Source organism: Dictyobacter aurantiacus, from assembly GCF_003967515.1.
GTDB lineage: Bacteria > Chloroflexota > Ktedonobacteria > Ktedonobacterales > Ktedonobacteraceae > Dictyobacter > Dictyobacter aurantiacus.
Window position 1 is genome coordinate 1,328,360 of the sequence record NZ_BIFQ01000001.1, and the last position, 23,905, is coordinate 1,352,264.

Annotated in this window: 15 protein-coding genes and 2 tRNA genes; 6 read left to right on the forward strand and 11 right to left on the reverse strand. The window is 52.1% G+C overall.

Annotated elements, in window-relative coordinates:
• Positions 1–204 precede the first annotated feature (204 nt).
• Together KTT_RS05385 and KTT_RS05390 are read right to left on the reverse strand one after the other, a co-directional pair.
• Complete coding sequence (locus KTT_RS05385; protein WP_160145655.1) at positions 205–870, reverse strand: GtrA family protein; 666 nt, start codon at positions 868–870, stop codon at positions 205–207.
• 863 nt (positions 871–1,733) lie between these two features.
• Complete coding sequence (locus tag KTT_RS05390) at positions 1,734–2,189, reverse strand: VOC family protein (protein WP_160145656.1); 456 nt, start codon at positions 2,187–2,189, stop codon at positions 1,734–1,736.
• A 389-nt stretch (positions 2,190–2,578) separates the two neighbouring features.
• Between KTT_RS05390 and KTT_RS05395 the strand changes: the two genes are divergently transcribed.
• The 5 genes from KTT_RS05395 to KTT_RS05410 all read left to right on the forward strand — a co-directional run bounded on the left by KTT_RS05395 (position 2,579) and on the right by KTT_RS05410 (position 7,067).
• Positions 2,579–3,238 (forward strand): HAD family hydrolase, encoded by a 660-nt coding sequence (locus tag KTT_RS05395; RefSeq protein WP_160145657.1) that lies wholly within the window; start codon positions 2,579–2,581, stop codon positions 3,236–3,238.
• A gap of 186 nt (positions 3,239–3,424) precedes the next feature.
• Positions 3,425–4,369: a quinone oxidoreductase family protein gene (locus KTT_RS05400; RefSeq protein WP_126595008.1), complete on the forward strand. Its 945-nt coding sequence runs from the start codon at positions 3,425–3,427 to the stop codon at positions 4,367–4,369.
• 120 nt (positions 4,370–4,489) lie between these two features.
• The gene (locus KTT_RS05405) at positions 4,490–5,602 is read left to right on the forward strand and encodes an aminotransferase-like domain-containing protein (RefSeq protein WP_126595009.1); all 1,113 of its coding nucleotides are present in this window, start codon (positions 4,490–4,492) and stop codon (positions 5,600–5,602) included.
• Between the two features lie 150 nt (positions 5,603–5,752).
• On the forward strand, positions 5,753–5,887 hold the full coding sequence (locus KTT_RS37375) for a hypothetical protein (RefSeq protein ID WP_268904495.1): 135 nt from the start codon (positions 5,753–5,755) through the stop codon (positions 5,885–5,887).
• Between the two features lie 121 nt (positions 5,888–6,008).
• Entirely contained in the window at positions 6,009–7,067 is a 1,059-nt protein-coding gene (locus tag KTT_RS05410; RefSeq protein WP_160145658.1) for a phosphotransferase family protein, read from the forward strand.
• Between the two features lie 71 nt (positions 7,068–7,138).
• On the opposite strand, the gene KTT_RS05415 is transcribed toward KTT_RS05410, so the two are convergent.
• The 3 genes from KTT_RS05415 to KTT_RS05425 form a co-directional block, all read right to left on the reverse strand.
• The gene (locus KTT_RS05415; RefSeq protein WP_160145659.1) at positions 7,139–9,664 is read right to left on the reverse strand and encodes a flippase activity-associated protein Agl23; all 2,526 of its coding nucleotides are present in this window, start codon (positions 9,662–9,664) and stop codon (positions 7,139–7,141) included.
• Positions 9,665–9,677: 13 nt separating this feature from the next.
• A complete protein-coding gene (locus KTT_RS05420) occupies positions 9,678–11,921 on the reverse strand; it encodes a flippase activity-associated protein Agl23 (RefSeq protein ID WP_126595012.1) in 2,244 nt (747 codons plus the stop codon).
• 427 nt (positions 11,922–12,348) lie between these two features.
• The gene (locus KTT_RS05425) at positions 12,349–14,151 is read right to left on the reverse strand and encodes a glycosyltransferase family 39 protein (protein ID WP_160145660.1); all 1,803 of its coding nucleotides are present in this window, start codon (positions 14,149–14,151) and stop codon (positions 12,349–12,351) included.
• Between the two features lie 270 nt (positions 14,152–14,421).
• On the opposite strand from KTT_RS05425, the gene KTT_RS05430 reads away from it, so the two are divergent.
• On the forward strand, positions 14,422–14,907 hold the full coding sequence (locus tag KTT_RS05430; RefSeq protein WP_126595014.1) for a BsuBI/PstI family type II restriction endonuclease: 486 nt from the start codon (positions 14,422–14,424) through the stop codon (positions 14,905–14,907).
• A gap of 38 nt (positions 14,908–14,945) precedes the next feature.
• Here KTT_RS05430 and KTT_RS05435 read toward each other — a convergent pair whose 3' ends face one another.
• From KTT_RS05435 to KTT_RS05460, 6 genes are all read right to left on the reverse strand, one after another.
• Positions 14,946–17,447 (reverse strand): ATP-dependent Clp protease ATP-binding subunit, encoded by a 2,502-nt coding sequence (locus tag KTT_RS05435; protein WP_126595015.1) that lies wholly within the window; start codon positions 17,445–17,447, stop codon positions 14,946–14,948.
• 220 nt (positions 17,448–17,667) lie between these two features.
• A tRNA-Arg gene (locus KTT_RS05440) sits at positions 17,668–17,743 on the reverse strand.
• A 129-nt stretch (positions 17,744–17,872) separates the two neighbouring features.
• Positions 17,873–17,948: transfer RNA gene (locus KTT_RS05445), tRNA-Arg, on the reverse strand.
• Between the two features lie 496 nt (positions 17,949–18,444).
• A complete protein-coding gene (locus KTT_RS05450) occupies positions 18,445–18,864 on the reverse strand; it encodes an ArsR/SmtB family transcription factor (protein ID WP_218030836.1) in 420 nt (139 codons plus the stop codon).
• A gap of 436 nt (positions 18,865–19,300) precedes the next feature.
• A complete protein-coding gene (aspS, locus tag KTT_RS05455; RefSeq protein ID WP_126595016.1) occupies positions 19,301–21,091 on the reverse strand; it encodes an aspartate--tRNA ligase in 1,791 nt (596 codons plus the stop codon).
• A gap of 206 nt (positions 21,092–21,297) precedes the next feature.
• Positions 21,298–23,730: a Stp1/IreP family PP2C-type Ser/Thr phosphatase gene (locus KTT_RS05460; RefSeq protein WP_126595017.1), complete on the reverse strand. Its 2,433-nt coding sequence runs from the start codon at positions 23,728–23,730 to the stop codon at positions 21,298–21,300.
• Positions 23,731–23,905 lie beyond the last annotated feature (175 nt).

A 23,905-nucleotide genomic window follows, 5' to 3' on the forward strand; every position in this document is an offset into this window, starting at 1 on the left:
GGCGAAGCGCGATCTTTTCTAATTGGTCGAGCCAGGTGAAAGAGGTAGACTTTCGCCTCCTGCGTTCGACTCGTTTCTGGAGCAAGTGTACCGCTTGCTCCGTCCCTCTCTCGAGAGGGCTTGTAAACATATTACTGTATAAGAAAGAGGAGCCAGCCGGCTCCCCTTTTCTTGAAACATTGTCATAATATATATAGTTTTTAGTTAGAGGTTGTGCAACGGCCCGGAAACAACAACTGTTTCTGGAGCGGCGCCAGTCACTTTTTCCGCTGTCGTCTTGTGGCGATAGGTAAAGAGATGATGAAAAGAGAAGTTATAGAACAGTACCAGAATCAACGCGATCGCCTGTGCAAGCATCGGCATGATGTGCACGACATGGCTGAAAAATTGCTGGATTAAAATGGTCAATAGACTTCCAACCAACGAAGTAAGATGGAAACGACCACAGCGAGTCAGCCATGAACGCTGGCGTCCGGGCATGTGGCGGAACGTGAAAAAATCGTTGGGAATGAAATTGGCGACCAGTGAGACTTCACATGCCACTGCCCCGGCGACCAGGGTGCGCCAGAAATCACTCATTGAGGAAGGCAAGATGTAGAGCATACCCGCGAACATTGCCAGATTCACCACGGCGGCTGCACCACCAAAGAAGATGTAACTGACAAATCGCACTACCCAGTCAGCTTTCCCCCCGGTTACTTCGTCAACAAGGTCCAATACACGATTGACAGCCTTCCAGCGCGTGGGATGATAGCTCGGGCTACGTTTCGCCGGAGTCACCTGCTCTACAATCTCTTCTACAAGTTCTTCTAAATCATTAGATGGCTCAAGAATCTCTTCTAAATTTCCTTGTACTAAAGACTGATCCATGTATCTTTTTGTGTCTCCGTTTTTTTTCATAACTAATGGCGGTCAACCAACCGCCTATATTTGCCAGACGAGTTGTGTTAAGAAAATGTAACAGAGAATCGCCTAAAAGGCTAAAAGTATCAGCAATTCTAATGATCTAAGCATTTTCTCAGCATGTATTTCTCTGCATACTTCTTGTGTCTGTTAACCACTTCTTAAATATATTTTAGCACTACACCTGTAATAGGAGATACGAAAATATCTCTATTAAAGATAACAAGAAAATCGGGTACTCCGATACACTTCTATGCGAAAGTACTATTGAGTGTCAGACACACTTTTTACTGACGTGCATAGACGCCTCTGTGCGGGCGGCCGCTGCGCGGCCGCCCGAGTTTTTTTGGTGGTGCATCGGGTGTGCATTCGCGCACCCGATGCACCACTAGATGGAAGGGGAAGTACCGTAGGCGGCATGAGAGAGCTCAGGAGCCAGATCGTAGGTGCGCCCCTTGCGGGCGCTTGCCGCAAAGCGGCATCGGAAACGAGGATCGTAGGTGCGCCCCTTGCGGGCAATACTTTCAACTTAAGCGAAAAGAAGGCGTACAATCTGACGCTTTTAAGCTCACATTGGCATGATAAGCCGTGCTTTTGGTCCCTTAAGTTGAAGGTATTGCCCCTTGCGGGTGCTTGCCGCAAAGCGGCCCCGTGCCCAAGGCGCGCACGTTCCATCAACGATACCATTTTCCCTCTCAAAGGGAGTGCCAGGGGCACAGTCCCTGAAAAACCTATATTTGTCAGGAGTCGAGAGAGCGCCAGGCTGCCAGCTATGCGAAGATAACTGGCAGCCTGGCGGTAGGGGAGAGAAGGGAACAGACGAGGTGGTATCAGGCGGCCGTTCCCATGAGTATATTTTTAAAGATGGCACGGATGCTCTGGCTGGTTTCCAGCAGTGAGAAGGCGTTTCCATAGGGATCTAGAAATACGGCCTCGACTCCGTAGAGTTGTTTGTCAGGGGTGCTGATAAATGTTACACCGCGCTCAGAGAGCCGGGCATATTCCTGCTGGCAATTGTCGGTGACAAAGATGGAGGCCAGTTTGCGCCCCTGATGGCCGCGCAGTTCATTGATATATGCCTCCCCGTAGAGGGGGACATCGGGTTTGGCCAGCGCCAGTTCTGGTTTCTGCTGTCCCTCTGGGGCCACCGTCAGCAGGCGTAAATTCGGCCCAAAGGATATATCATTGCGTTTTTCTAGTCCGAGCATATCAATATAAAAGCGGAGCGCTTCATCCTGATCATTGACCAGGATTGAGATAATGGTGTGTGGTGAAATGAGCTTCATGATTACCTGCATGTTCTGTGCTGGATGCGACAACTACAAACCCTGGCTATCGTCCTGTTGTTTGGTATACCCTATTATATAAAACATTTGTTCTAAAAGCAAGCCGCTGAGCATACAGTCAGGTACTTTTCTCGTGCGTTAGTGCTTTTTTATGGGCTATGCCCTGTGAATCGCCGGCGTGAGAAGATGTGATACGATAAAAAGGTATACACTCCTTCCAGGAGACAGCAGGTATTTTTTCATCGATGCACATGCTTGCGCATATAGACCTATTCTTTTTCACTGCGTTAAAACAGGTTGAATGTGGTGGTGCAACGGCGCCGCGGATGCGGCGCCGTTGCACCACCACATTCAACCTGGGACAGCATAGTTTTTCTCGTGGAGTTGGCATGAAATTAGCAGGCTTTTTATTCGATCTGGATGGAACACTGGCAAACACAGTCCCCTTGTGCATTAAAGTTTATCGGCAGACCTTTAAATATTTTACTGGACGCGACTATTCTGATGCGGAGATTACAGCCCATTTCGGTTTGACTGAGGGTGGTATCTGTCAGCAGGTTGTGCCTGATCGCTGGCAGGAGGCATTGGACTATTACCACGATGCCTACGAACGGGCACACGATGAGTGTAACGAGCCTTTTCCAGGTATTCCCACAGTATTAGATCTGCTCAAGGCAAAGGGCTTAAAAATGGCTGTGGTGACGGGAAAAGGGATACACACAGCGACCCTGACTCTGCATCGTCTGGGGATCGCCGATTACTTTGAGTTTGTGGAGGCTGGCCGCGAAGATGCGGTAGTCAAGGCAAGCGCAATGCGGCGTATTCTGCAGGCATGGCAGATCGAGCCGGAGCGGGCAGCCTATATCGGTGATTCCGCCTCCGATGTTGAGCAATCCTCCCAGGCCGGAGTGCTTCCCCTGGCGGCGGAGTGGTCGGTCACAGCAACCATCGACCAGTTGGAAGATATCCATCCCTACGCCAGCTTCACGTCAGTTGAGGATTTTATCGATTGGATTGAACGTAACGTGGAATCCCTAACCACAGTTTGACTGAGACTTACACATGAATGATCTGCAATGAGATAAGCTGTATCTGCCCTCAGGGGTGCAGATTGGCTCCTTATAGAGCAGCAAAAATCTAACGATTGGCATTTTGCAATCATCAGGTGCAAGGCTTACAATAAACGCGAACAGGTAACATCAGTTATTGCTTAGTAATAGAGAACGGGGGTATTCATGAAAGCTGTTCAAGTTTCCCAGTTTGGAGGTCCAGAGGTTCTGCAGATACAGGAGGTAGCAGATCCGAGTCCGGCTCCCAATGAAGTCCTTATAGAGGTAAAGGCGACCACCGTCAATCGCCTGGATCTTTTCCAGCGCGACGGTAGCCGGCCGGTCAAGCTTCCATTTACGCCCGGTCTGGAAGCCGCGGGAGTGGTGTTGCAGGAGGGCAATGGCTTTCGCGCCGGTGAGCGCGTCCTGACGACGCGCGCCAGCCAGGCCCGTGGCGGTGGCGGCTATGCCAGCAGGTTGGCGGTCCCAGCAGCGGACCTGGCGCGCATTCCGGAAGGCGTAAGCTTTGAGCAGGCTGTGGCCGCAGGACTGGCATCCTCCACAGCCTGGGGGAGCCTCTTCGACCTGGGACACCTGCAGAGCGGCGAGCGGGTCTTGATCTGGGCAGGCTCCAGCGGTGTGGGCTCGATCGCCATTCAGTTGGCCAGACATGCCGGTGCCAGAGTCATAACCACGGCCAGTTCGGAGGAGCGCGCCAACGCACTGCGACAGCTGGGAGCCGAGGAGGTGATCAACCATCGTCAGCAGAACGTAGGCAAGGTACTGCAAGAAACGGGAGGGGTTCAGCTGGTCATCGAACTGGTGAGCGCAACCCTGCAGGAAAGCATTGAGGCCGCTGCAGCCGATGGCCGCATTATTTTGATCGGCAACCTTGGTGGGAAAGAGGCCACAGTCGATACACAGGCGTGGCGCCTCAAACGCGTCAGCGTCATCGGTGGCGGTCAGCTCCATACCTCGATAGCCAATGAAGAAAAAGTGCTACAACTGATCGCCGAGAAGGCCATCCAGCCTCTGATCGCTCACGTGCTGCCCGTTGAGCAGGCGGCCAAGGCTCATCGCCTGCTTGAATCTGGTGAACCCCAGGGGAAGATCGTGCTCACCTTTGCCTGAGCTCTATCTATCGGGGTGTATATCTGACCTGGCGGATCAAGACTTGCCGCCCGAGCTAGACATACACCCACTCTAAAAGGTAAACTTGTCTCAAAAATGGGACATGCAAGGAGATATAAGATGCCAAGTCAAGTTAGTAGCGAGCAGATTCTCTTTACGCGTGGTGTACCGGCGGTTGAAGCGCTGCCTAACAAACTGTTGAGTGAGTGCATGCAGGCCGCTTTAGAGGGGCCAGACGGCAAAACCATCCTCCAATACGGACACAACGGCGGATACTTACCACTGCGCCAGTTGATTGCTGAACAATATCAGGTGTCGCCAGATCAGGTACTGGTCGGCAATGGCTCTCTCCATCTGCAAGATATTTTCGCGGGCTTCCTCCTGAAACCTGGTGATGTGGTTTTCGTGGAGCAACCGAGCTATGATCGTGCCATCAAAACCTTCCGTCGCCGTGGTGCGAAGGTGATTGGTATCCCCCTTGACCTGGATGGCGTGAATCTGGGTGCCCTGGAACAGGCGATAGTGCAGTACAAGCCAGTCTTTATGTATGTTATTCCAGACTTTCAGAATCCGGCGGGCGTGACCACTTCGGCAGCCAAGCGTCAGGCTCTGGTAGAACTGGCCGAGCGCTATAATTTCTGGCTGGTTGAAGACGTTCCATATCGAACCCTGCGCTACGCGGGAGAGTCGCTGCCGCTGCTGCGTGACCTGAACGCCGAACGGGTAATCACCGTGAGCTCGTATAGCAAATTGATCAGCCCCGCCTTGCGCGTCGGTTACCTGGTTGGTCCCCTGCCACTGGTCAAACAGCTGACGAAACTGGCCGAAGAGACCATCCTGGCGCCCGTGCTGCCTACAGAGGCCGCGGTGGTTGAGTTCCATCGCCGTGGTTACTTTGCCTCCAATCTGGAAAATCTCAAGCAGCTCTACGCGCCACGCCTGCGCGCAGTCGTCCAGGCCATCAAGACCTATCTGCCAGACGTACCCTTCGCCGAGCCGGAGGGAGGATTCTTTGTCAGCATCATGCTGCCGCCCCACTTCAACAGCGCCAATCTGCTGGAGCGGGCCAAGCAGGCGGGACTCATGCTCACCGATGGGCGCGACTTCTTCGCCGATCCCTACTCTGATAGCGAAGATCCTCGCCAGGGTGAGCGCTTTGTGCGCCTGCCATTCTGCGCCCTGACTCCTGAGCAGATCGAAGAGGGCGTCAAACGCCTGGCCTCTCTGCTCTAACCCTGGTAGGTGTCAGTCGTCTGGCGACTCAAGCCAGGGCAAATCTGGCACCTACGCACCGCACCTACGAAGGCATTGACAACAGGGCATTCAATGCTGTATATGTATTATATTGGTTTTTAGAATGAAAAATTCGGCAGGAGGACTACGATGGATTATTTGCACTATCTGTTTACAGATTCTCGCATCTTCGTACGCCGTAGCCTGCCAACCATGACCTCCTCCAAAACAGCGCCACGCTCCTCTGACGCGGCGATCAGCAATGCGCAAATAGCGGAAGCGTAAGTTTCGCTACTCCACTATCTTTAAGCAGCACCACTTCTAGCAGAAAAGCTCTCTAAGGGTATTTCTGTGGCGGATGCTGTCTTGCTCTATTATTCCCTTTAATACCATCAGGAGCTTTTTTATGTCCCAACATTACTATGGTCAACGCCTGGGTATGCTTGACGATCAGCAATTTCAAGCTGCTCTAGATCGTTTTGGATTGGGCGCCTTGGTGCGTACAGAGCCCATTACCTCAGGGAACTTTGGGCAGAATGTATTCGTGACCACGAGTCTGGGCGAATTTGTCTTGCGCGGCAGTTCGCATTTTGAATGGCAGTTTCCGACCGAGCAGTTTTTCGCGGACTTGCTCCACAAGAGAAGCCAGCTACCCATACCCTGGCCCTACCTGTTGGATGAACAGGAAGACATCTTTGGATGGAGTTATGCATTGATGCCACGCCTGCCAGGCCAACAAACCACTGATCCGCAGTTCTATAATCCACTACCAGAGCAGGATAAACGACACATAGCGCAGGCTATGGGCACAGCACTGGCAGAATTACACCGCATTACCTGGCCCGTCTGTGGACGTTACGATCCTCTCACCCAGACAATTCAGCCATTGCAGTTACAGCAGGAGCTAGCCTGGCCCTTTCCTGCCAAACCATCATTCCAACAGACTCCACAGCTACCATTTAGTCAGATGGTAGTTAGCATTGTACGTTATCATCTGGAAAAGCAAGCCAGCGCGAACTCCATCACCAGTCAGGAATTTGACTGGGGGGCACAGATCATTGAGCAGGCAGCACAAGCAGCAGACGACGATTTTCAGCCAGCGCTGGTGCATGCCGACTACAGCAAGCATAATCTGGTTGTTGAGCGCCTGCATGGGCAATGGCGCGTCAGTGGCGTTTTTGATCTGATGGGCCTCTTCTTCGGCAACAGCGAAATGGATCTGGCGCGCCCGGTAGCAACCCTCCTGGAGGAGGATAAGTCGCGCGCGGAGCTCTTTCTGCAAGCTTATCACCAGGCACATCAGATACGGTCTGGCTTTGCCAGCCGCTTTGCCATGTACATGCTGATGGATCGCCTGGTCATCTGGGCCTTCGCAAAGTCGAGCCAGAAACGCTGGTGGGATGAGAGCCTGACGTTCCAACAATGGGCGGAACCCTTCGTCTCCTTTGCATCTCAGTATGTATAACGAGGCATAAAATGGATCACCCCGGATTTTCAAAATCCCGGGGTGATCCATGGGAGATGTTCCAACTGAGCCTATGGCTTGATACCGGTCTGGCTACTGACATCGTTGCGGATGAAGAGCCCCATGTCATAGGAACCGTCGATGCTCCCAAAAGCCTTGCGTTGCCACCACCAGTTCCAGATGTTGTTAACCGCGCGCCCCAGGTCAAATTTGGCGTTTGGCGGCGGATTATCGCCATAGCTTAGCCAGAGCCAGGGTCCAACACCTGTATACGTCTGAGGATCGGTACAGGGATGACCGGGGGTCGCCTTACACGGCGGCGGCATATATCCTTGATCCCACTGCGTACGCATATGATACTGGTGGAATTGGTAGGTATCGCGATACTGATACTGCATACTCGGCATTTGATCACCACTGGTAATGATAACCGGTATGTTTTGCGCCGTAGATGTACAGCCATTGGGATAGTTGAAGCAGACGTTGGTATAGTCACGCACGTACCAGGCGAATGGCCATGTGGCGTCCTCAACCAGGCCAATAGGAATTTTATGCTGCCCGCCATAGAGCTTCTTATCGAGGGCCGCGATCTTGTCCATCATGGTATTGACGTCAGTCGTGGTCTGCACATAGATCATCATTTCATGCGGCGCATCGGCATAGTGTACAAAGCTCAATTGGAACATGTTCTGCAGTGTGGGAACCAGCAGCAGCAGAGCCAGCACCACGGTCGCGACCGAACCACCCAGCGCCAGAGGCTTGCGCACGCGCGGCGGGATAAACGCAACGGGAGATTTGAGCTCACCGGCCAGAGGAGTGGTCTTTTCCTCAGCGATACCTACCGTCTGCGTAGAACGTCCCACGCGCTCCTTGACAACCTGAATGACTTTAAGCACTGCTGGCTCAAGGGCGATCGCAGCCAGCAACATCATAGGCATGGTCATGTGAATCGTCAGCCAGGGCATCTTCTCACCGGCCCAGGTATAGATAAATACGTTGCCGATAAACCAGTAGACCAGGAATAGGCGGAAGCGCGTCGGACGAACCAGGCAACGAATCACTCCAACCAGGCCAAAGACCACCCCGATCTGCTCATAGAGGGGAATCAGCAAGAAGTAGTAGTACCAGGGCTGCCCACCACGCGCGACCTGCTGCTGCTGCAACCAGTAATAGAGACCCTGCCAGATGCCGTCTCCAATACCGCCGGGCAGGTTGGTGAACAGGACGCTAAACAGGACGATAAAGACGAACCAGCTACAGACGACGGCGAAGAACCAGTGCGTCCAGGGCATTGTGACGATGGTATCCAGAACCGGCTGCCAGCGCCGCTCAACCCGGCGCGCCAGGCCACGCCGCTCTGTCGTTATCGTTCCCCTGACTTCACGTATCAGCAGGATCGCGATCACCACCGCCAGTAACATACCTAGCCACGGCAGAAGCGCGACTGTATTGGCCTTCAAACGCGCCACATAAGCATCCGCGATCGCTGTATTGGCCTTGTTCGCGGTAATATAGATTGATAACTCTTTCAACTTGCCGAAAAAGAGCTTGGCGACAATACCAAGAATAGCAAAGTAACCCAGCGTAAACCACGGAGCGGCCGTTGTTGGGATGAACTGGTCCCAGAATGGGCGCCCTTCCCTGGTATTGACGTTACGCAGCTTTAAACGTACACCCAGTTCCCATACAATCAGGGCACCCAGGAAGCTGCCAAAGACCGCGATGGTCAGGAAAGTCGCCTCTTTGGTGGCATAGGACAGGGTAAAGGCCAGGGCAGACAACAGGAGCCAGCCACCCTTGCGGTCACGCACATAGCGAGCAATCGCCACCACGGTAAGCAAGGTGAAGAAGGCCATGTAGATATCTTCGCGGGCAAAGCGGGAGTAGTAGACCATGCTGGGTGAGATGGCCAGCAAGAAACAGGCCAGCCAGGCCCCAACTTTACTGATATAATCACGCAAGAAATACGGCAGACCAACCAGGGCAGAGCCGAGAGTGGCGGCCGCGATACGCACAGTGGTCGTATTTACACCATGATCGGGCGCCCCTAGAAGCTGACTGATTTTATAGACAAATGCAATGATATGAAATTGAAATGGACCGTGCGTCAACGGATCATAACGATAGCAGGAACTGGCAGCCGTCTGCGCGCAGGTCAGCCAGTTCTCCATGTTGTTATGCATCAAAATCAGCGAAAAATAGGCATGCAGGCTTTCGTCGTGGTGTAGTGGCTTATCGCCCAGTCCCCAGAAGCGCAGGATCACCCCCAGTAGAACTACGCCCCAAAAAGCAATACCAGTCCAGAGCTGCTCCCTCGTTGGTGGCCAGAAAGATTTACGGGCCGCTGGTTCTTCATCTGCGTCTTCCCGGTCAGACTCGCTCGGAATATCGACCTCCTCATACTCTGGCCAGGTCTGTGTATCGACCTCCGCGCCGGTATCGGGCTCACTGGCGGTCGCGGTAGGTTCTGTCGCGGGCGCAGAAGCATAATCGGTGGTAGCATCCTCGGGGATGCCACCACTATTTACATTTTCTTCAGAAACCAGACCATCAGGAGCGGTAATCTCTTCTTTTGGTTTGTTTTCAAAGCTTTTCAAAGCGTCTCTCTCCCTATGGATTTATTCCCATATCGCTGCGAATAAAAAGTCCCATATCAGTTGATCCAGTAGTACTTCCAATGGGTTTGCGTGTCCACCACCAATCCCATATATTTTTAAATGCCAGAGCGGGGTTAAAAAACGCGCCATCTGGAGGAGTATCACCATAACTCAACCAGAGCCATGGACCGACGCCACCCCACGTGGGCTGCCCCTGGCAAGAATCGGTTACAGAAGGAATACACGGTCTGGGCTTATACCCTTCATCCCACCAGGTACGTAGCTGATAATGATGAAATAGATAAGCCGCTGTGCGGCCCCGAGCATCACCGGTGCTATATTGTGCCTGCGCCTTACTTAAATCGCCACCGGCAATAATAGCACCCGGCTTCGCGTCCGAGCAACCTGCAGGGAAACCATAACAGACGTTGGGGTAATCACGCAAGTACCAATAAAATGGCCAGTTTGCCTCAGGCATGACTCCAATACTTAGCTTATGACGCCCATGATACAGTTTCTCGTCCAACTGGTCAATTTTTTTCATGACCGCGTTAACATCGGTGGTCGTCTGTACATAAATCATCATTTCATGTGGAGCATCGGCATAATGCACAAATGATACCTGCCACATATTCTGTAACGTCAGTATCAATAAGAAAATCGTAGCCAGGGCACCTGCTATGGTGCCAATCGATGATGCAATAACCCTCTTTGATTGTACCCTATTTTGCCCTTTTTGCGTAAGGTTTTGCCCACTTTTTACTAATACACTTAAACGATTGAACAGAGGCTCCAGTCCGATTGCGGCCAACAGCAGCATGGGCATGATCATGTGAATCGTCAGCCAGGGCATCTTCTCACCGGCCCAGGTATAGATAAACAGGTTGCCGATAAACCAGTAGACCAGGAATAGGCGGAAACGCGTCGGACGAACCAGGCAACGAATCACTCCAACCAGGCCAAAGAGCACCCCGATCTGCTCATAAAGAGGAATCAGCAAGAAATAATAATACCACGGTTGACTGCCACGCGCGACCTGCTGCTGCTGCAACCAGTAATAGAGACCCTGCCAGATACCATCTCCAATGCCGTTGGCCAGGTAGGTAAAAAAGACAGAGAACAACAGGACAAAGATCAGAGCACCTACAACCAGGGCGCTGGACCAGTATTGCCAGGGCAGGGTTATCAACGCGTCCAGGGTGGGCTGCTTCAGCGGATCTATACGTGCCGCCAACCCCTTACGGACCGGAGCAGACTTCTTTTGCAGCCGATCTCTCCCCCAGCATAGCAACACATACAGGGAGATCAACAGACCCAGCCATGGGAGCACGACTACCGTCTGCTGTTTGATATTATTGATGATTTCATCAGAGGCGGCCGTATAGGTATTGATATACGCCGAGGTATCTTTCATCCATCCAAAGCACCACATCGCCAGTGGCGCACAACACAGTAGCAATACCACTACGCACAGCGGGGCCGCCGTCCTGGGCCCGTACCTTCCCAGAAAGGAATCTGGTCGAAAGCGGGAACGCACAGAAACCCTACAGCCACCCTCCCAGGCCAGTAAAACAAGCAAGAAACTGCCGAAAATGGCGATGCTGAGAAACGTTGCCTCCTTTGTTGCGTACGAAAGCACAAAAGCGACCGTGCCTGTGATAAACCAGCCTTTACGCCGATCGCGCATATACCGTCCCGCCGCAACAACCAGCAGCAGGGTAAAGAAGGCCATGTAGATGTCTTCGCGGGCAAAGCGGGAGTAATAGACCATGCCGGGTGAGACAGCTAGCAAAAGACAGGCCAGCCACGCCCCCATCTTCCCCAGGTAATCGCGCAAGAAATAGGGCAGAACGACCAACACCGTTCCCAGGGTGGCGGCCGCGATACGCACAGTGGTCGTGTTTACGCCATGATCGGGCAGACCCAGCCACTGACAACACTGGTAGACAAAGGCAATAATATGAAATTGAAATGGTCCATGAAGAAGAGGATCATAATGATAGCAGGCCATCGTCTGATCAAAACAGCTTTTCCAGTTCTCCAGATTATGCAGCAGTTGCAATGAGTAATAGGCATGCAGACTCTCATCGTGGTGCAGCGGCTTTATCCCAAGCTGCCAGAAGCGTAGCGCAGCCCCCAGCAAAAAAACCAGTAGAAAGGGCAGCAGGTGTTTGCGTTGTTCACCCCCCAGCCAGTCGGGCCACCGCATCTCCTTCTGCTCCATCGGAGTCGAAGCTAATTGCTTCTCAACATCCACTACCGATTGCCTTTGTTTACTTTTGTATATTGGCACTTTCTTCCCTCCAATCTCGCCAACCACAACACGTCAAAAACAACACTGAACGCTACCTACGCGTTACGACCGGGACATAGTAGCTGATAGCGACAGCCTGCTCAGAAACAACTTATCAGGTATATGATACACCTTGCGAAAAATATGATATTTTAGTCGGAAATTGTCTTTTCTATGCGCAAGAAAAATAAGGATACCTATTTCTAGTGCTTCAACACCATAGATATGTAGCCATAGAGCGAGCGTATAACGAAATAGCTGGTAAAATATAGGTGGGTAAAGGCTTATAAAAGAGGGCCAGCACTGGTAATATCTGAAGCACTTAAAAAACAATGATCGTAGCCCATCAGTGGATTGAATAGCATCAAAGGATAAAAGTACTGCTTTTCGATTATTTATCAGGTAGTCTCAAGCCCGAGGTGAGCTTTGCTAGCAATTGTTGAGGTGTGTAGGGATAGTGAGGATCCCGCACAAAGATACGGGCTGTGGGATGATCAAAGACCGAATAACTTTCGTCGGCGTTGCTATCATCTAGCGTGATACCAAACAGGTGAGGATGGTTCTCGAACTGCGCAGCCAGGTGAAAACCCAGTTGTCCGCTAAAGAGCAACTGATAATAACGGATGGTCAGTGGATAGCGTCCGGGAGAACGGGGGATTGACTTGTCCAGCCGATCCGTTGGCATCGTAATCGCCTCAACGGTGGGCAATAGGTTCGCCAGTTGTTGTGCCTTGGCTTGCGTGTCATCTCCATACAGATCCAGTCCCGTTGTCGGCTGACCGTTCACATCCGTATAGGTCGCCTGCTTATATTCGTCGGGAGTATGTTTGCCAACAGGAAAAGGCAGGGCATCGTCCCACTGCTCATAGGTAAGAACGCTGCCAGGTGCGATATGCTGATAGATCCAATTAGAGGCTTGAATGCGAGTATTAGGTTCGCTATACACATTCAACAAGGCCAATCCCTGAAACATTGTGCCACCCAGCACGAACAGAAGGATAATAACCTGCAAACAGGGCTTGAGCCATGACATACGCTCCAGAGCAGGCCACTTCCACCAGCGTATCCGCTGCGACAGAACGATCACGAAGGCGGACGCGATCACAATCAAAAAGGGATAGACGGGCAACAGGTAGCGCATGAATTTCACAAAAAAACTGCCTACGATAATACTATAGACCAGCACCCAGAGCAGCACGATCAACCAGCTGCTTTGCCAGTTGCGCCACAACAACCAGGCCAGCCAACCACAACCGATCAGGGCACTGGTGCCAGCACCAATCCCCATGCCCCACAGGAGCAGGTTCTGTCCCTGATAGATAAAAGGCAGGGTACCAGCGAATTGTCGTACATATGGCAGATCTAGCGTGCCACGAGCAAGATTTCCTTGATCCGACACCTGCTTGATAAACGCAGGCATATCCAGCAATGCATATGGCTGGGTACCGAAAAAAGCCACCATCATTAAGATGGCGGCCCCAAATAGAGCCAGGGCCAGATCGAAAAAGCGGCGGTAGCGTTGCCAGCGCAACCAGGCCGCGCACAAAAGTGGCAACACCAGCGGAGCAGCGCTAAATTTGGTAGCCATGGCCAGGCCATAGGATACCCCGGCCAGCAATGCCCACAAGAATGGACGTGGACTATCTACCCAAAGAACACAGAAAAAGACGGTCAGAACGACAAAGAAAGCCAGCAGGGTATCGACCGCATAAAAATGGGAGAGCTGCAGGTGCAGGGGTGTAAAGGCCAGTAATGCGGCCGCTAGCAAGGCCACCGACCAGGCTTGCGATTGCAACTGCTTCGTTTTGCGCGCCAGCACACCCGCCAGGCAGGCCGTCACCAATATCGTCCCGCTATCAAAGATAGCCGAGACCACACGCCCGACCAGCGTCAGAGGAAAGAAATTTGTCGCATCATGCAGATTATACCCCAGCACACGACCAATGACAGCCAGCAGGTAGATAGGAAAAGATCCATAGGCAAAAAACTGTGGATTGAGGGGAGAGAGCGCGGGATTCACAAACTCGGCCCAGCTTGTCGGCCAGCCTAGCGAGGTCACATGGAACAGGATCTGCCGTTCATCAGGATGGAAGCTATCGCCAGCATCCCAGTTCAGCCCGTACAGGCGTAAGCCACAACCCAGCAATACCAGGACTATCAGCAGCCAGAACTGCCAGCGTGCAATCAGCTTCACATCATCCCTTTCTCTTGCAGTTCCTGACCCGCTAACCAACGATGATAGCCAGGTATGCATCACTCTTCGATCTCAAGTATATTGATTATGCCATCTGTGGTCAAGAGGTCATATCAGCTCAATCTTCACCTGCTGCCAGTTGATGTCATATCGCGCTCTTCTTTTCGCTGGTTGCATAAAGATTTCCGCTTTCCACCACAATCAAAGGCATCTTATTTATAAGGAAGATAAAGAAACCTGCCGTTCATTCGTTTACAGACAGGAGTGAATATGCAACAGACGCACAATACGACCCTGAAGATGCTAAATGGAGCCGCCTTCTTCTTTGCCTCACCCGGTCCAGACCGGCATAATTCATTGCTGGTCGATACGATCGAGCTTTTTGCGCCTCGCTATACTCCTGGCGCTTATATCCTGCGCCTGCAAGATCCAACCAACACGATCGATATTCTGGAACGGAACCAGCTTCAACAGTTCAGTCTGGGCACCATTCCTTCACCTGATCTGCCAGATATCCTGCTCTATCAAGCCAGCAAACGGGTACTATTCTGCGTCGATGTGCTTACGATGCATGGCTTTGTCTCCTTACAGCGCAAGCAAACCCTTGAGCAGGCCATGATCAGTTGTCCTCTGCGCCGCGTCTACATTAGCTCATGTTACGATTTTTATGACTATAAGCAATTCGCCGATCGCATCGCCTGGGGCACCTATGTCTGGCTCGCGCATGCACCCGAACATACCATTTTCCGCTGGTAGCCAGCCGGGGCACTGATACTAATCCTTCACCGCACTATTTATGCGGCCGCGTGTTCCTGCCCATTGATACTGGTGATCAGGGTAGCGGCATTGTATGGTTGTACTGTGAGCATAATCTCTCCGTGAACTACATCGGCCAGGATGGTGTCGCCAGCGCAAAAGGAGCCGCGCAGAAGCTCTTCCGCCAGCGTATCATCTAGCAGACGTTGTACGGTACGGCGCAGGGGACGCGCGCCATATTCAGCATCATAACCACGCTCAACCAGGAAGGCGCGTGCCCTATCTGTAACCTGCAGTTCGATATCGATGGCCGCCATCCTTTGCCGGGTCTGCGTTATCATTAAATCAACGATTTCGCGCAGGTGGGTAGGTTCAAGAGGATGAAAGACAATCGTCTCATCAAGGCGATTGAGCAGTTCAGGTCTGAACACCTCTTTCAATCCTTGAAAGATCTGCTCTCGCATACACCGGTACTCCTCATGGCGCGCTTCCCGCTCATGGCGCTGACTGCTAAAGGTCATTTTCCCCGGCCGCGCATGGGCAGTGCCAATGTTTGAGGTCAAAATGATGATGGTATGCCGAAAATCGACACGCACGCCATGTGCATCGGTCAAATAACCGTCCTCTAATATCTGTAGAAGAAGGTCAAGCACCTTTGGATGAGCTTTTTCAATCTCGTCGAACAGCACGACGCTATAGGGTCGACGCCGTACCGTTTCGGTCAACTGTCCCGCCTGGTCATAACCAACATAGCCGGGAGGAGCGCTGACCAGGCGTGAGGTATGATGGCTCTCCATAAACTCCGACATATCCAGCTTTAACATGGCATCTTCATTGCCAAAGAGGGTAGCCGCCAGAGCGCGCGCCAGTTCAGTCTTGCCAACACCGGTCGGGCCAACAAAGACAAACGAGCCGATCGGGCGACGACAATCGCGCACGTTCGCCCGCGAGCGTCGAATGGCCCTGGACACGGCCAGTACCGCCTCATGCTGTCCAATGACGCGTCTATGCAGGCTCTCCTCAAGATTGAGCAGGTGGAAGCGCTCTTCTCCGGCTATCTGCACTACCGGGATACCGGTCCACATCGCGACTACGTCGGCGATATCCTCCCCCGTTACCACCATACCATGTTCCTGATTAAAAGCATACCAGTCGTGTTCAGCCTTCCATAACGTCTGGCGTAGCTGACGCTCCTGGCACAAGAGATGGGCGGCCCGTGGAAAGTCGCGTCTGGCAATGGCGCAATCCTTTTCATGGTGAACCGCGCTAAGGGCACCACGCAATTGCAATACCTGGTCGGGAAAGAACGAGCGCTGCACGCAGACGCGCGCGGCCGCTTCATCCAGGACATCCAGGGCTTTGTCAGGCTGAAAACGGTTCTGGATATAGCGTGTGGACATTTTGACCGCCGCCTGTAAGGCATCGTCTGTGAGCGTGAGACCATGAAATTCCTCATAGCGCGCGCGCAGGCCCTGCAAGATCTTCAGGGTCTCCTGCTCCGTGGTTTCAGCGACCATCACAGGTTGAAAGCGCCGTTCCAGGGCAGCGTCGGCCTCGATATTTTTTCGATACTCATCTAGAGTAGTAGCGCCAATACACTGAAACTCACCACGGGCCAGCATGGGCTTAAACAGATTGGCCACATCTAATGAGCCCTCGGCCACACCGGCCTGGGCCAGTGTGTGCAATTCATCAATGACGAGGATAATCCCCGGTGTCGTCGCAATCTCATGCAAGATGTGCTTCAGACGCTCCTCCAGGTCGCCACGAAATTTGGTGCCGATCGCCAGCGAGCCCACATCCAGGGCTACGATGCGATGCTTTAACAAACCATCCGGCACCCGCCCCTGAACGATGCGCAGGGCCAGCCCTTCAGCGATCGCGGTCTTTCCGACGCCCGCCGGACCGATTAAGACAGGATTGTTCTTGGTGCGGCGCAATAAGATTTGCATGGTGCGCTCAAGCTCAGCCTCGCGTCCAATTAAGGGATCTAAGAGATTCTCCAGCGCGGCCAGCGTCAGATCCCGGCTGACCTGGTTGAGGACTGGCGTGGCCTCGTAACGGGTGTGATAATGCGTTGAGAGCAGCAGACGTTCGTAGCCGCCATTCATTAAAGCGGCAAACTGATTACGAGCTACATCCAGATGGATTCCAAAGCTTTCTAGCACCCCTAGCGCCACGCTATTCTGCTCCTCCAGAATAGCTAGAAACAAATGCTCTAAACCCACCAACCCCTCCTCACCTTCACTGGCGACCTCTTCCGCGCGCGCCAGGGTCGCCCGGGCAGCTACATTGAGGGATGGCTCGCTTAAAATAGCCTTATTGCCGCGTCCAATCACAAAATCTAACGCCTGTGTAATGCTCGCGGTACTCACATGTAGAGACGCAAATAAGCCCTCGATCAGCGTGTCTTGCAATCTCAATATGCCAAGCAGCAGATGCTCAGAGCCGATCAGGCGATGACGCAGGCGCTGAGCCTCTTCACGAGCAAAGGCGATGACTTGCCGCACGTCCGGGCAATATTTGTCGTATCTCCCCATCTTTATCTCCTTGTGAGGTCACTATCTGTCGCAGTGTCTTATGAATACATATCGGGACCATGCGTTTTTTTAACAGAGCTATGAGTCGAGGATTCGTAAATCAGGGGAAAAAGTCCTACCAGGCTATAGATCCACAATTGATGCATGATAGAACGCAACAGGCAATAAGCTACGGGAGAAAGCACAAAAAAAGGACCGGCTTTGCAACCAGTCCTATGTGTGGCGTACCCGATAGGAGTCGAACCTACGACCTACAGATCCGCAATCTGTTGCTCTATCCACTGAGCTACGGGTACACATACTGCCTTTCGACATCTGTCAGAGAGTATAGCAGACCCTCATAGAAACGTCAAGGTTTGAACAGAGACCTTTACACATAAAAAAACTTTGCGCTATGAATGAGACATAGAGCAAAGCACTATGTGTGGCGTACCCGATAGGAGTCGAACCTACGACCTACAGATCCGCAATCTGTTGCTCTATCCACTGAGCTACGGGTACTTATCATCAGTATGCTTGATGGACAGGTAAGCGAGGGGATTACCAGAAGCCCTTGTTACTGTCTCTCACTGACGGAAATAATAATATCAGAGCCACAGGCATTTGTCAATACATTTTCAGCCAGAGCATAAATTTGCCTGTCTGTATCAATTAGCGCCTTCCCTGCCATATCGTCATGCGGCAAAAAGGGTTCCAGATCGCTGGAACCCTCAATAGACATTCAGAATGAGAGACCATGTATAGCCATAACATCAGGTGGCGAAAAATATCCTGGAAAACGCCCTGGTTCATCCTTGACACATATGTTAAGTAAAGAGACGAGGTCGGATCATAACAGTGAACGGAAAAACAATTGCAATCCTGCTCGCCTGTAACCTGACCGACGTGTTGCCATGCCATAATTCAGCTATAGCAAATACCCTTATGCTTGCAAAACATACTGCTATTCACACGTTCAAATAGCATAGATGTCACGCATTGCTATACTGGCACTCGGTTATGCAAGCCCGTCAATCACATCGCGCGCCCGACTGAGGGCCTCGCGACGCACATAGTAATACGCCCATAAACCCTTCTTGCGGCAATCCACCAGACCAGCATCTCTTAAGATACGCAAGTGATGAGAGATGGTCGGCTGCTCCAGCGTAAAGCTCTCCACGATTTCAAAGACACACACCTCTCCCTCATGACGGCTCAACAAACTCAGGATACGTAAACGCGTTGGATCGGCCAGCGCTTTTAATAAGCGTGCCTGTACAACAGCATCTTCTTCTGTCAATGTCGGTACAAACTTCGGAGTAATAACACTGGGGTTGTTCAAAGGGGCGGTCTGTCTGTTGAGCATCCCGACAGTGTTTGTCACACCATTTGGAACTGAGGTTGTGCGATTCGGATTACCCTGATTCATCGATGTCATTTTCTTCTCCTTCCATCCTCCCAACCGGATGTGAAACCTCTAATAGATTTGTGGCTTATGGTATGTGCATACCTACAATTATTATAGAACTCTATCCAAATTGTTAGCAGCAAATATGCATCTTTTCGTTTTTATAGTTTTTAAAGCATCTTGTTAAGCTTTTCCAAAAACAGCAAAAGACAAATAAATATTCATTAATGCTAATACAATAATGAAGAAAAACATAGAAAAGGGTGGTGATCCTGGCATTGTAGGGCCAGGGTCACCACCCTTTTCTATCGATGTGGTTACAATTTTTGCAGAAGCCGGGGATTTGTGCCTTCGGCCATGACACTACGTGCCTACGGCACTCACAGGAGTATAAAACATTGGTGCCAGCAGCGCGTAATGCGCTGCTGGCACCAATGTTTTATACTCCTGTGGGAAAAGAATCCGCTTAGCGTTTTTCGTCGGGACGCAGGGACAGGTGTAGCTCTTTGAGCTGTTTGTCTTCGACTGGCGCGGGAGCACCCATGAGAAGATCCATGGCGCTCTGGGTCTTGGGAAAAGCGATCACGTCACGGATGCTATCGGCATCGGCGAACAGCATGATCAGGCGGTCAACACCCAGGGCGATGCCTCCGTGAGGCGGAGCTCCATATTCAAAGGCTTCCAGCATATGGCCAAATTGCTCTTTAATCTGCTCATCGGTCATATTCATCAGTGAGAAGACTTTGTGCTGAAGGTCAGCGACATTGATACGAACGCTACCACCACCAATCTCGAAACCATTGCAGATGATGTCATACTGCCTGGCGCGAACGTCGAGCGGATCAGTATCCAGATGGCTGATATCGGCTTCATCCATGCCCGAGAAGGGATTATGCTCGGCATCGTAGCGCTTGAGCTCTTCATCGTAGTGGAAGAGCGGGAAATCAACAACCCAGCAGAGGGCGAGCTCATTGGGATCGATCAGGTTCAGGCGCTCGGCAAGCTTGCTGCGCAGACGGAACAGTACGTCGTTGCTAACCTTGGCGCTATCGGCCACGAAGAGCAGCAGATCTCCAGCTTTGCCCTCCAGGCGATCGATAATAGCCTGCACCTCTTCCGCCGTCATAAATTTGGTTAACGGTGACTTGATATCGCCGCTGGCGTTAATGGCCAGCGAGACCAGTCCTTTTGCTCCCAGCGTGCGTGCAAATTCCGTCAGTTCGTCTACTTCTTTACGGCTATAGCCGCCCGCACCCGGCACGCGAATACCCTTCACGATGCCATTGGCCGCCAGGGCACTCTTAAAGACGCCAAAATTGCCCGCGCTAGCCAGGTCGGAGATCTCTACCAGCGGCAATTCAAAGCGCAGATCTGGATGATCCGATCCATAACGGCCCATCGCCTCTTTATAGCTCAGGCGAGGAAACGGGCGCTGCTTGATACGCTTTTTGGTGGTGGTCTCGATCAAGCGGATCAACAGATCCTCAATCAAAGACATGACATCTTCTTCAGAGACAAACGACATCTCCAGGTCAAGCTGCGTAAATTCCGGCTGGCGATCGGCACGTTGATCTTCATCGCGGAAACAACGCGCTATCTGGAAATAGCGATCCAGCCCACCAACCATCAACAACTGCTTTAACTGCTGGGGCGATTGGGGCAGCGCATAAAACTCCCCGGAATAGAGACGACTGGGGACCAGGTAGTCGCGAGCGCCTTCAGGGGTACTCTTCATCAAAATGGGCGTCTCAACCTCGACAAATCCGCGCTCATCCAGATAATCGCGCATCTCTTTCACAACACGGTGCCGCAGAACGATATTCTCGCGCATGCGGGGACGGCGCAGATCCAGATAGCGATATTTCATCCGCAGCATCTCATCAGCCTGGACAGTATCACTGATAGGGAAAGGAGTCGTGCGAGCAGGATTCAGAATCTGTATATGCTCCGCGGCAATCTCAATCTCACCTGTGCTTAGCTGTGGATTTTCGGTTCCAGGCAGGCGCCGTACAACTTTACCGCTTACCTGTACAACATATTCAGAGCGCAGCTCGGTCGCTACTTTATGGGCCTCGGCTGACTTCTCGGGATCGCAGACAACCTGAGTCATCCCATAGCGGTCACGAATATCTAAGAAAATGAGTCCGCCATGGTCGCGGCGTCGGTTGACCCAACCCGCCAACTTGACTTCCTGGCCGACTGAAGACGCAGTTAATTCGCCGCACGTATGCGTACGGTATTGCACCTCAAAACCCACGTGAGTATCACTCCTTTAACATGTTACAGAAGCAAGGCACAGCACGCACCGCATAAAGCGGCTTACGCGCTCACTCGTAAGGAGGGGGATTAATCAATACCCACACCAGCCGCCACGTACTTCTGACTAAAAATCACTGCTGCACCCGTAAGTTAACAGCAGTGAAAAGATTGCTTTCTCTCTATTGTGGCACAGTCGTCAATCCTTTACGGATTTGGACGGCAGGCTGTGGTTGAAGAGACATCTATGGCAATCTGATTGGTCGCCGCGGAATTGGGAGCGGCCGCCAGCAGATTGATATGATTGGCGCGTGCATCAAACGCGGTTCCTTTGACATCAGAGACAAGCGTTGACGATACGTATTGCTGCTCTAAACTGGCGCTCGGCAGGTTACTATCCGGCGCGATTACCCCACCACCCCTACTATTAGCGGTAGCGGAGGCCGTGGGGGTGGCTGCGGCCACCACACTATTGGGCGCTTTGACCACAAAGTTTAATACACGATGATTTGTGTTATCCACCACAAAGAGATGTGCCGTATTATTAACCATGCCGACCGAGAGCAGCGACTGCCGTGTCTGCGCTGTTGGCGGTGGAATGCTCAGGAATTTGCTGATCGGCGCCGTCGGGGTCGCCACCGGAGTGGCAACATTAAAGCTCTGCGCATCCTGGAACCAGGGCGTATTCACCGTTTGCTGAACCAGCACTCCCGCCTCCAAAGCTTTGGGGCTATTAGCCTGCAGGCTGGCGATTTTCCCATCGCTATGTAAGAAAAAGAGTTGTCCATTTGGTAGGGCAGCCGCGCTCACCAGTCCGGCAGAAATAGAGATCTGTGTTGTAGCCGGGTCTTTATCGAGCTTATCCACGTTATAGTTCAAAAGCGTGGCCTGATTTTGATTAGCCTGGCTGGACGCCAGAATAACATACACCTCACCGGCCCAGGCCGTCAAAAGCAGTGGCGTCTGATTGGTAATCATCTCGGGCTTGATGGCGGTGCCATTATTCACTTTCTCGGTCAGCTTGTTATTCTGCCATTTGTAGGCGTGCAAGTGATAATTGGCGCTCGGCTGGGCGGAGGTCAGGGTGTAAAGATACTGATTATCACTGGTCAGCAGGATAATCTTGTCGTTGCCCAATGACACTTTTTGCAGGGTATGCTGGTCATTGACCTGGTAGACAGCGCCATCCAGACCCAGAACATAATTTATCGTATGATCTTTATCGGTCTGCAAGGTAGCCAGAGAACTCGTCTGTATGTCTGCTCCACTCGCATTTAGCGTCACCGGAGCCTGATTGACACACGGCAAACCCACCGCCAGGGACCGCTGATTATAATTCGTCAGAGCCGTCTTAAACTCAGAAGTCAAGTTATTTTGCAGAGATGTCAGTTGATCACTTTGTTGTGGATTGAGCGAGGCGCCCTTCAGGCTGCGTAACTCTTGCTGGGCCTGCGTGAGGTTGGATAGGGCCTGGTCTGGCTGCGAAGATATTTTCGACTTTGCCTGTGAAATTAAGGCGTCGGCATTATTTAACGTAGTCTGAACCGCCGAGGGCTTTAAGAAATACCACGCACCCGCTCCCGCCAGGGCCACTAACAAGAGGACCGCGACCACGATCGTTGGCAGTAATAGCCGATTGCGCTTGCGCCTGGGCACATTCACTGCGGCATGAGGCGCAGTGTACCCTTTTGAAGAAATAAATGCAGGTTCAACAGGCGGCGGCAAAGGGCGGCTGTTGATACGGCCATCTTCAACTCGTGGCGGTGTAGAAACCCCAAGCGACGATGAAGGCACCCGGCCCAGTACGGCGGTACTTTCGTCCGCGACATGGTTACCACCACCCACATGGACAGGATGCTGGAGAGCAGCAGGCACATCGTCACCCGCCTCCATGACTCGTACGACGATGGCGGTAATATTATCAGCTCCACCATTCTCATTGGCCCGCTCAACCAGGTGGTACACGCTCTCTTGCGGCATATATTGATTGACAATCGCCCGCAGATCTTCTTCACCGACTGGACCCGAAAGCCCGTCGGAACAAAGAACAAAGGTATCGCCATCCTCCAGAAGCTCTGTGAAGACATCCACCTCAACCTCAGCCTGCGTGCCCAGGGCACGTGTGATCACATTGCGCTGCGCATGCGAACGAGCCTGATCCTTCGTCAGTAAGCCCGCACGTACCTGTTCTTCTACCCAGGAATGGTCCTGCGAGATCTGTTTCGCCTGACCATGGCGTACCATATATGCACGACTATCCCCCACATTCGCGATATAAGCTACCCCCCCGCGTAGCACGGCGGCTACACAGGTGGTTCCCATACCACTACGCATCATATTTTCTGCTGCCCGTTGATGAATTAACGCATTTGCTCTTTTAATCGCATTCATCAATGAGAGAGGGATATCATCAGCCTCATCTTGGTAATAGACGTTGCTCACTGTGTCTACAGCGATTTCGCTCGCCACTTCCCCTGCTGCATGTCCCCCCATGCCATCAGCTACAATAAAAAGCGCACCTTTTTTGGCCATAACCTGGCTGTCTCTTGGAATGACATAGGCCATATTATCTTCGTTATGGGGACGTTTACGGCCAACGTCTGTTAGCTGTGCGACATCGAGCCGGAGTTGTTTGGACAACGCGCTTCTCTCCCGTACTTCAGTAGCTCTCGATTTGTGCGCACTGCCCACTAGGCAGTTGCTGGAACTTTAGGCTATAATACACCGATACCGAGAAAAACGCAACGTAATACACATTCTTTGGCTGCGATCTTCTCACTCACCTACTACTTATACCGCTCACTGCACATGAGTA

What these genes read in the sequence shown, in the direction of transcription:
- KTT_RS05385 (WP_160145655.1), bottom strand. Translation starts at nt 870, where the DNA reads ATGGATCAGTCTTTAGTACAAGGAAATTTAGAAGAGATTCTTGAGCCA.
- KTT_RS05390 (WP_160145656.1), bottom strand. Translation starts at nt 2,189, where the DNA reads ATGAAGCTCATTTCACCACACACCATTATCTCAATCCTGGTCAATGAT.
- KTT_RS05395 (WP_160145657.1), top strand. Translation starts at nt 2,579, where the DNA reads ATGAAATTAGCAGGCTTTTTATTCGATCTGGATGGAACACTGGCAAAC.
- KTT_RS05400 (WP_126595008.1), top strand. Translation starts at nt 3,425, where the DNA reads ATGAAAGCTGTTCAAGTTTCCCAGTTTGGAGGTCCAGAGGTTCTGCAG.
- KTT_RS05405 (WP_126595009.1), top strand. Translation starts at nt 4,490, where the DNA reads ATGCCAAGTCAAGTTAGTAGCGAGCAGATTCTCTTTACGCGTGGTGTA.
- KTT_RS37375 (WP_268904495.1), top strand. Translation starts at nt 5,753, where the DNA reads ATGGATTATTTGCACTATCTGTTTACAGATTCTCGCATCTTCGTACGC.
- KTT_RS05410 (WP_160145658.1), top strand. Translation starts at nt 6,009, where the DNA reads ATGTCCCAACATTACTATGGTCAACGCCTGGGTATGCTTGACGATCAG.
- KTT_RS05430 (WP_126595014.1), top strand. Translation starts at nt 14,422, where the DNA reads ATGCAACAGACGCACAATACGACCCTGAAGATGCTAAATGGAGCCGCC.
- KTT_RS05435 (WP_126595015.1), bottom strand. Translation starts at nt 17,447, where the DNA reads ATGGGGAGATACGACAAATATTGCCCGGACGTGCGGCAAGTCATCGCC.
- KTT_RS05450 (WP_218030836.1), bottom strand. Translation starts at nt 18,864, where the DNA reads ATGACATCGATGAATCAGGGTAATCCGAATCGCACAACCTCAGTTCCA.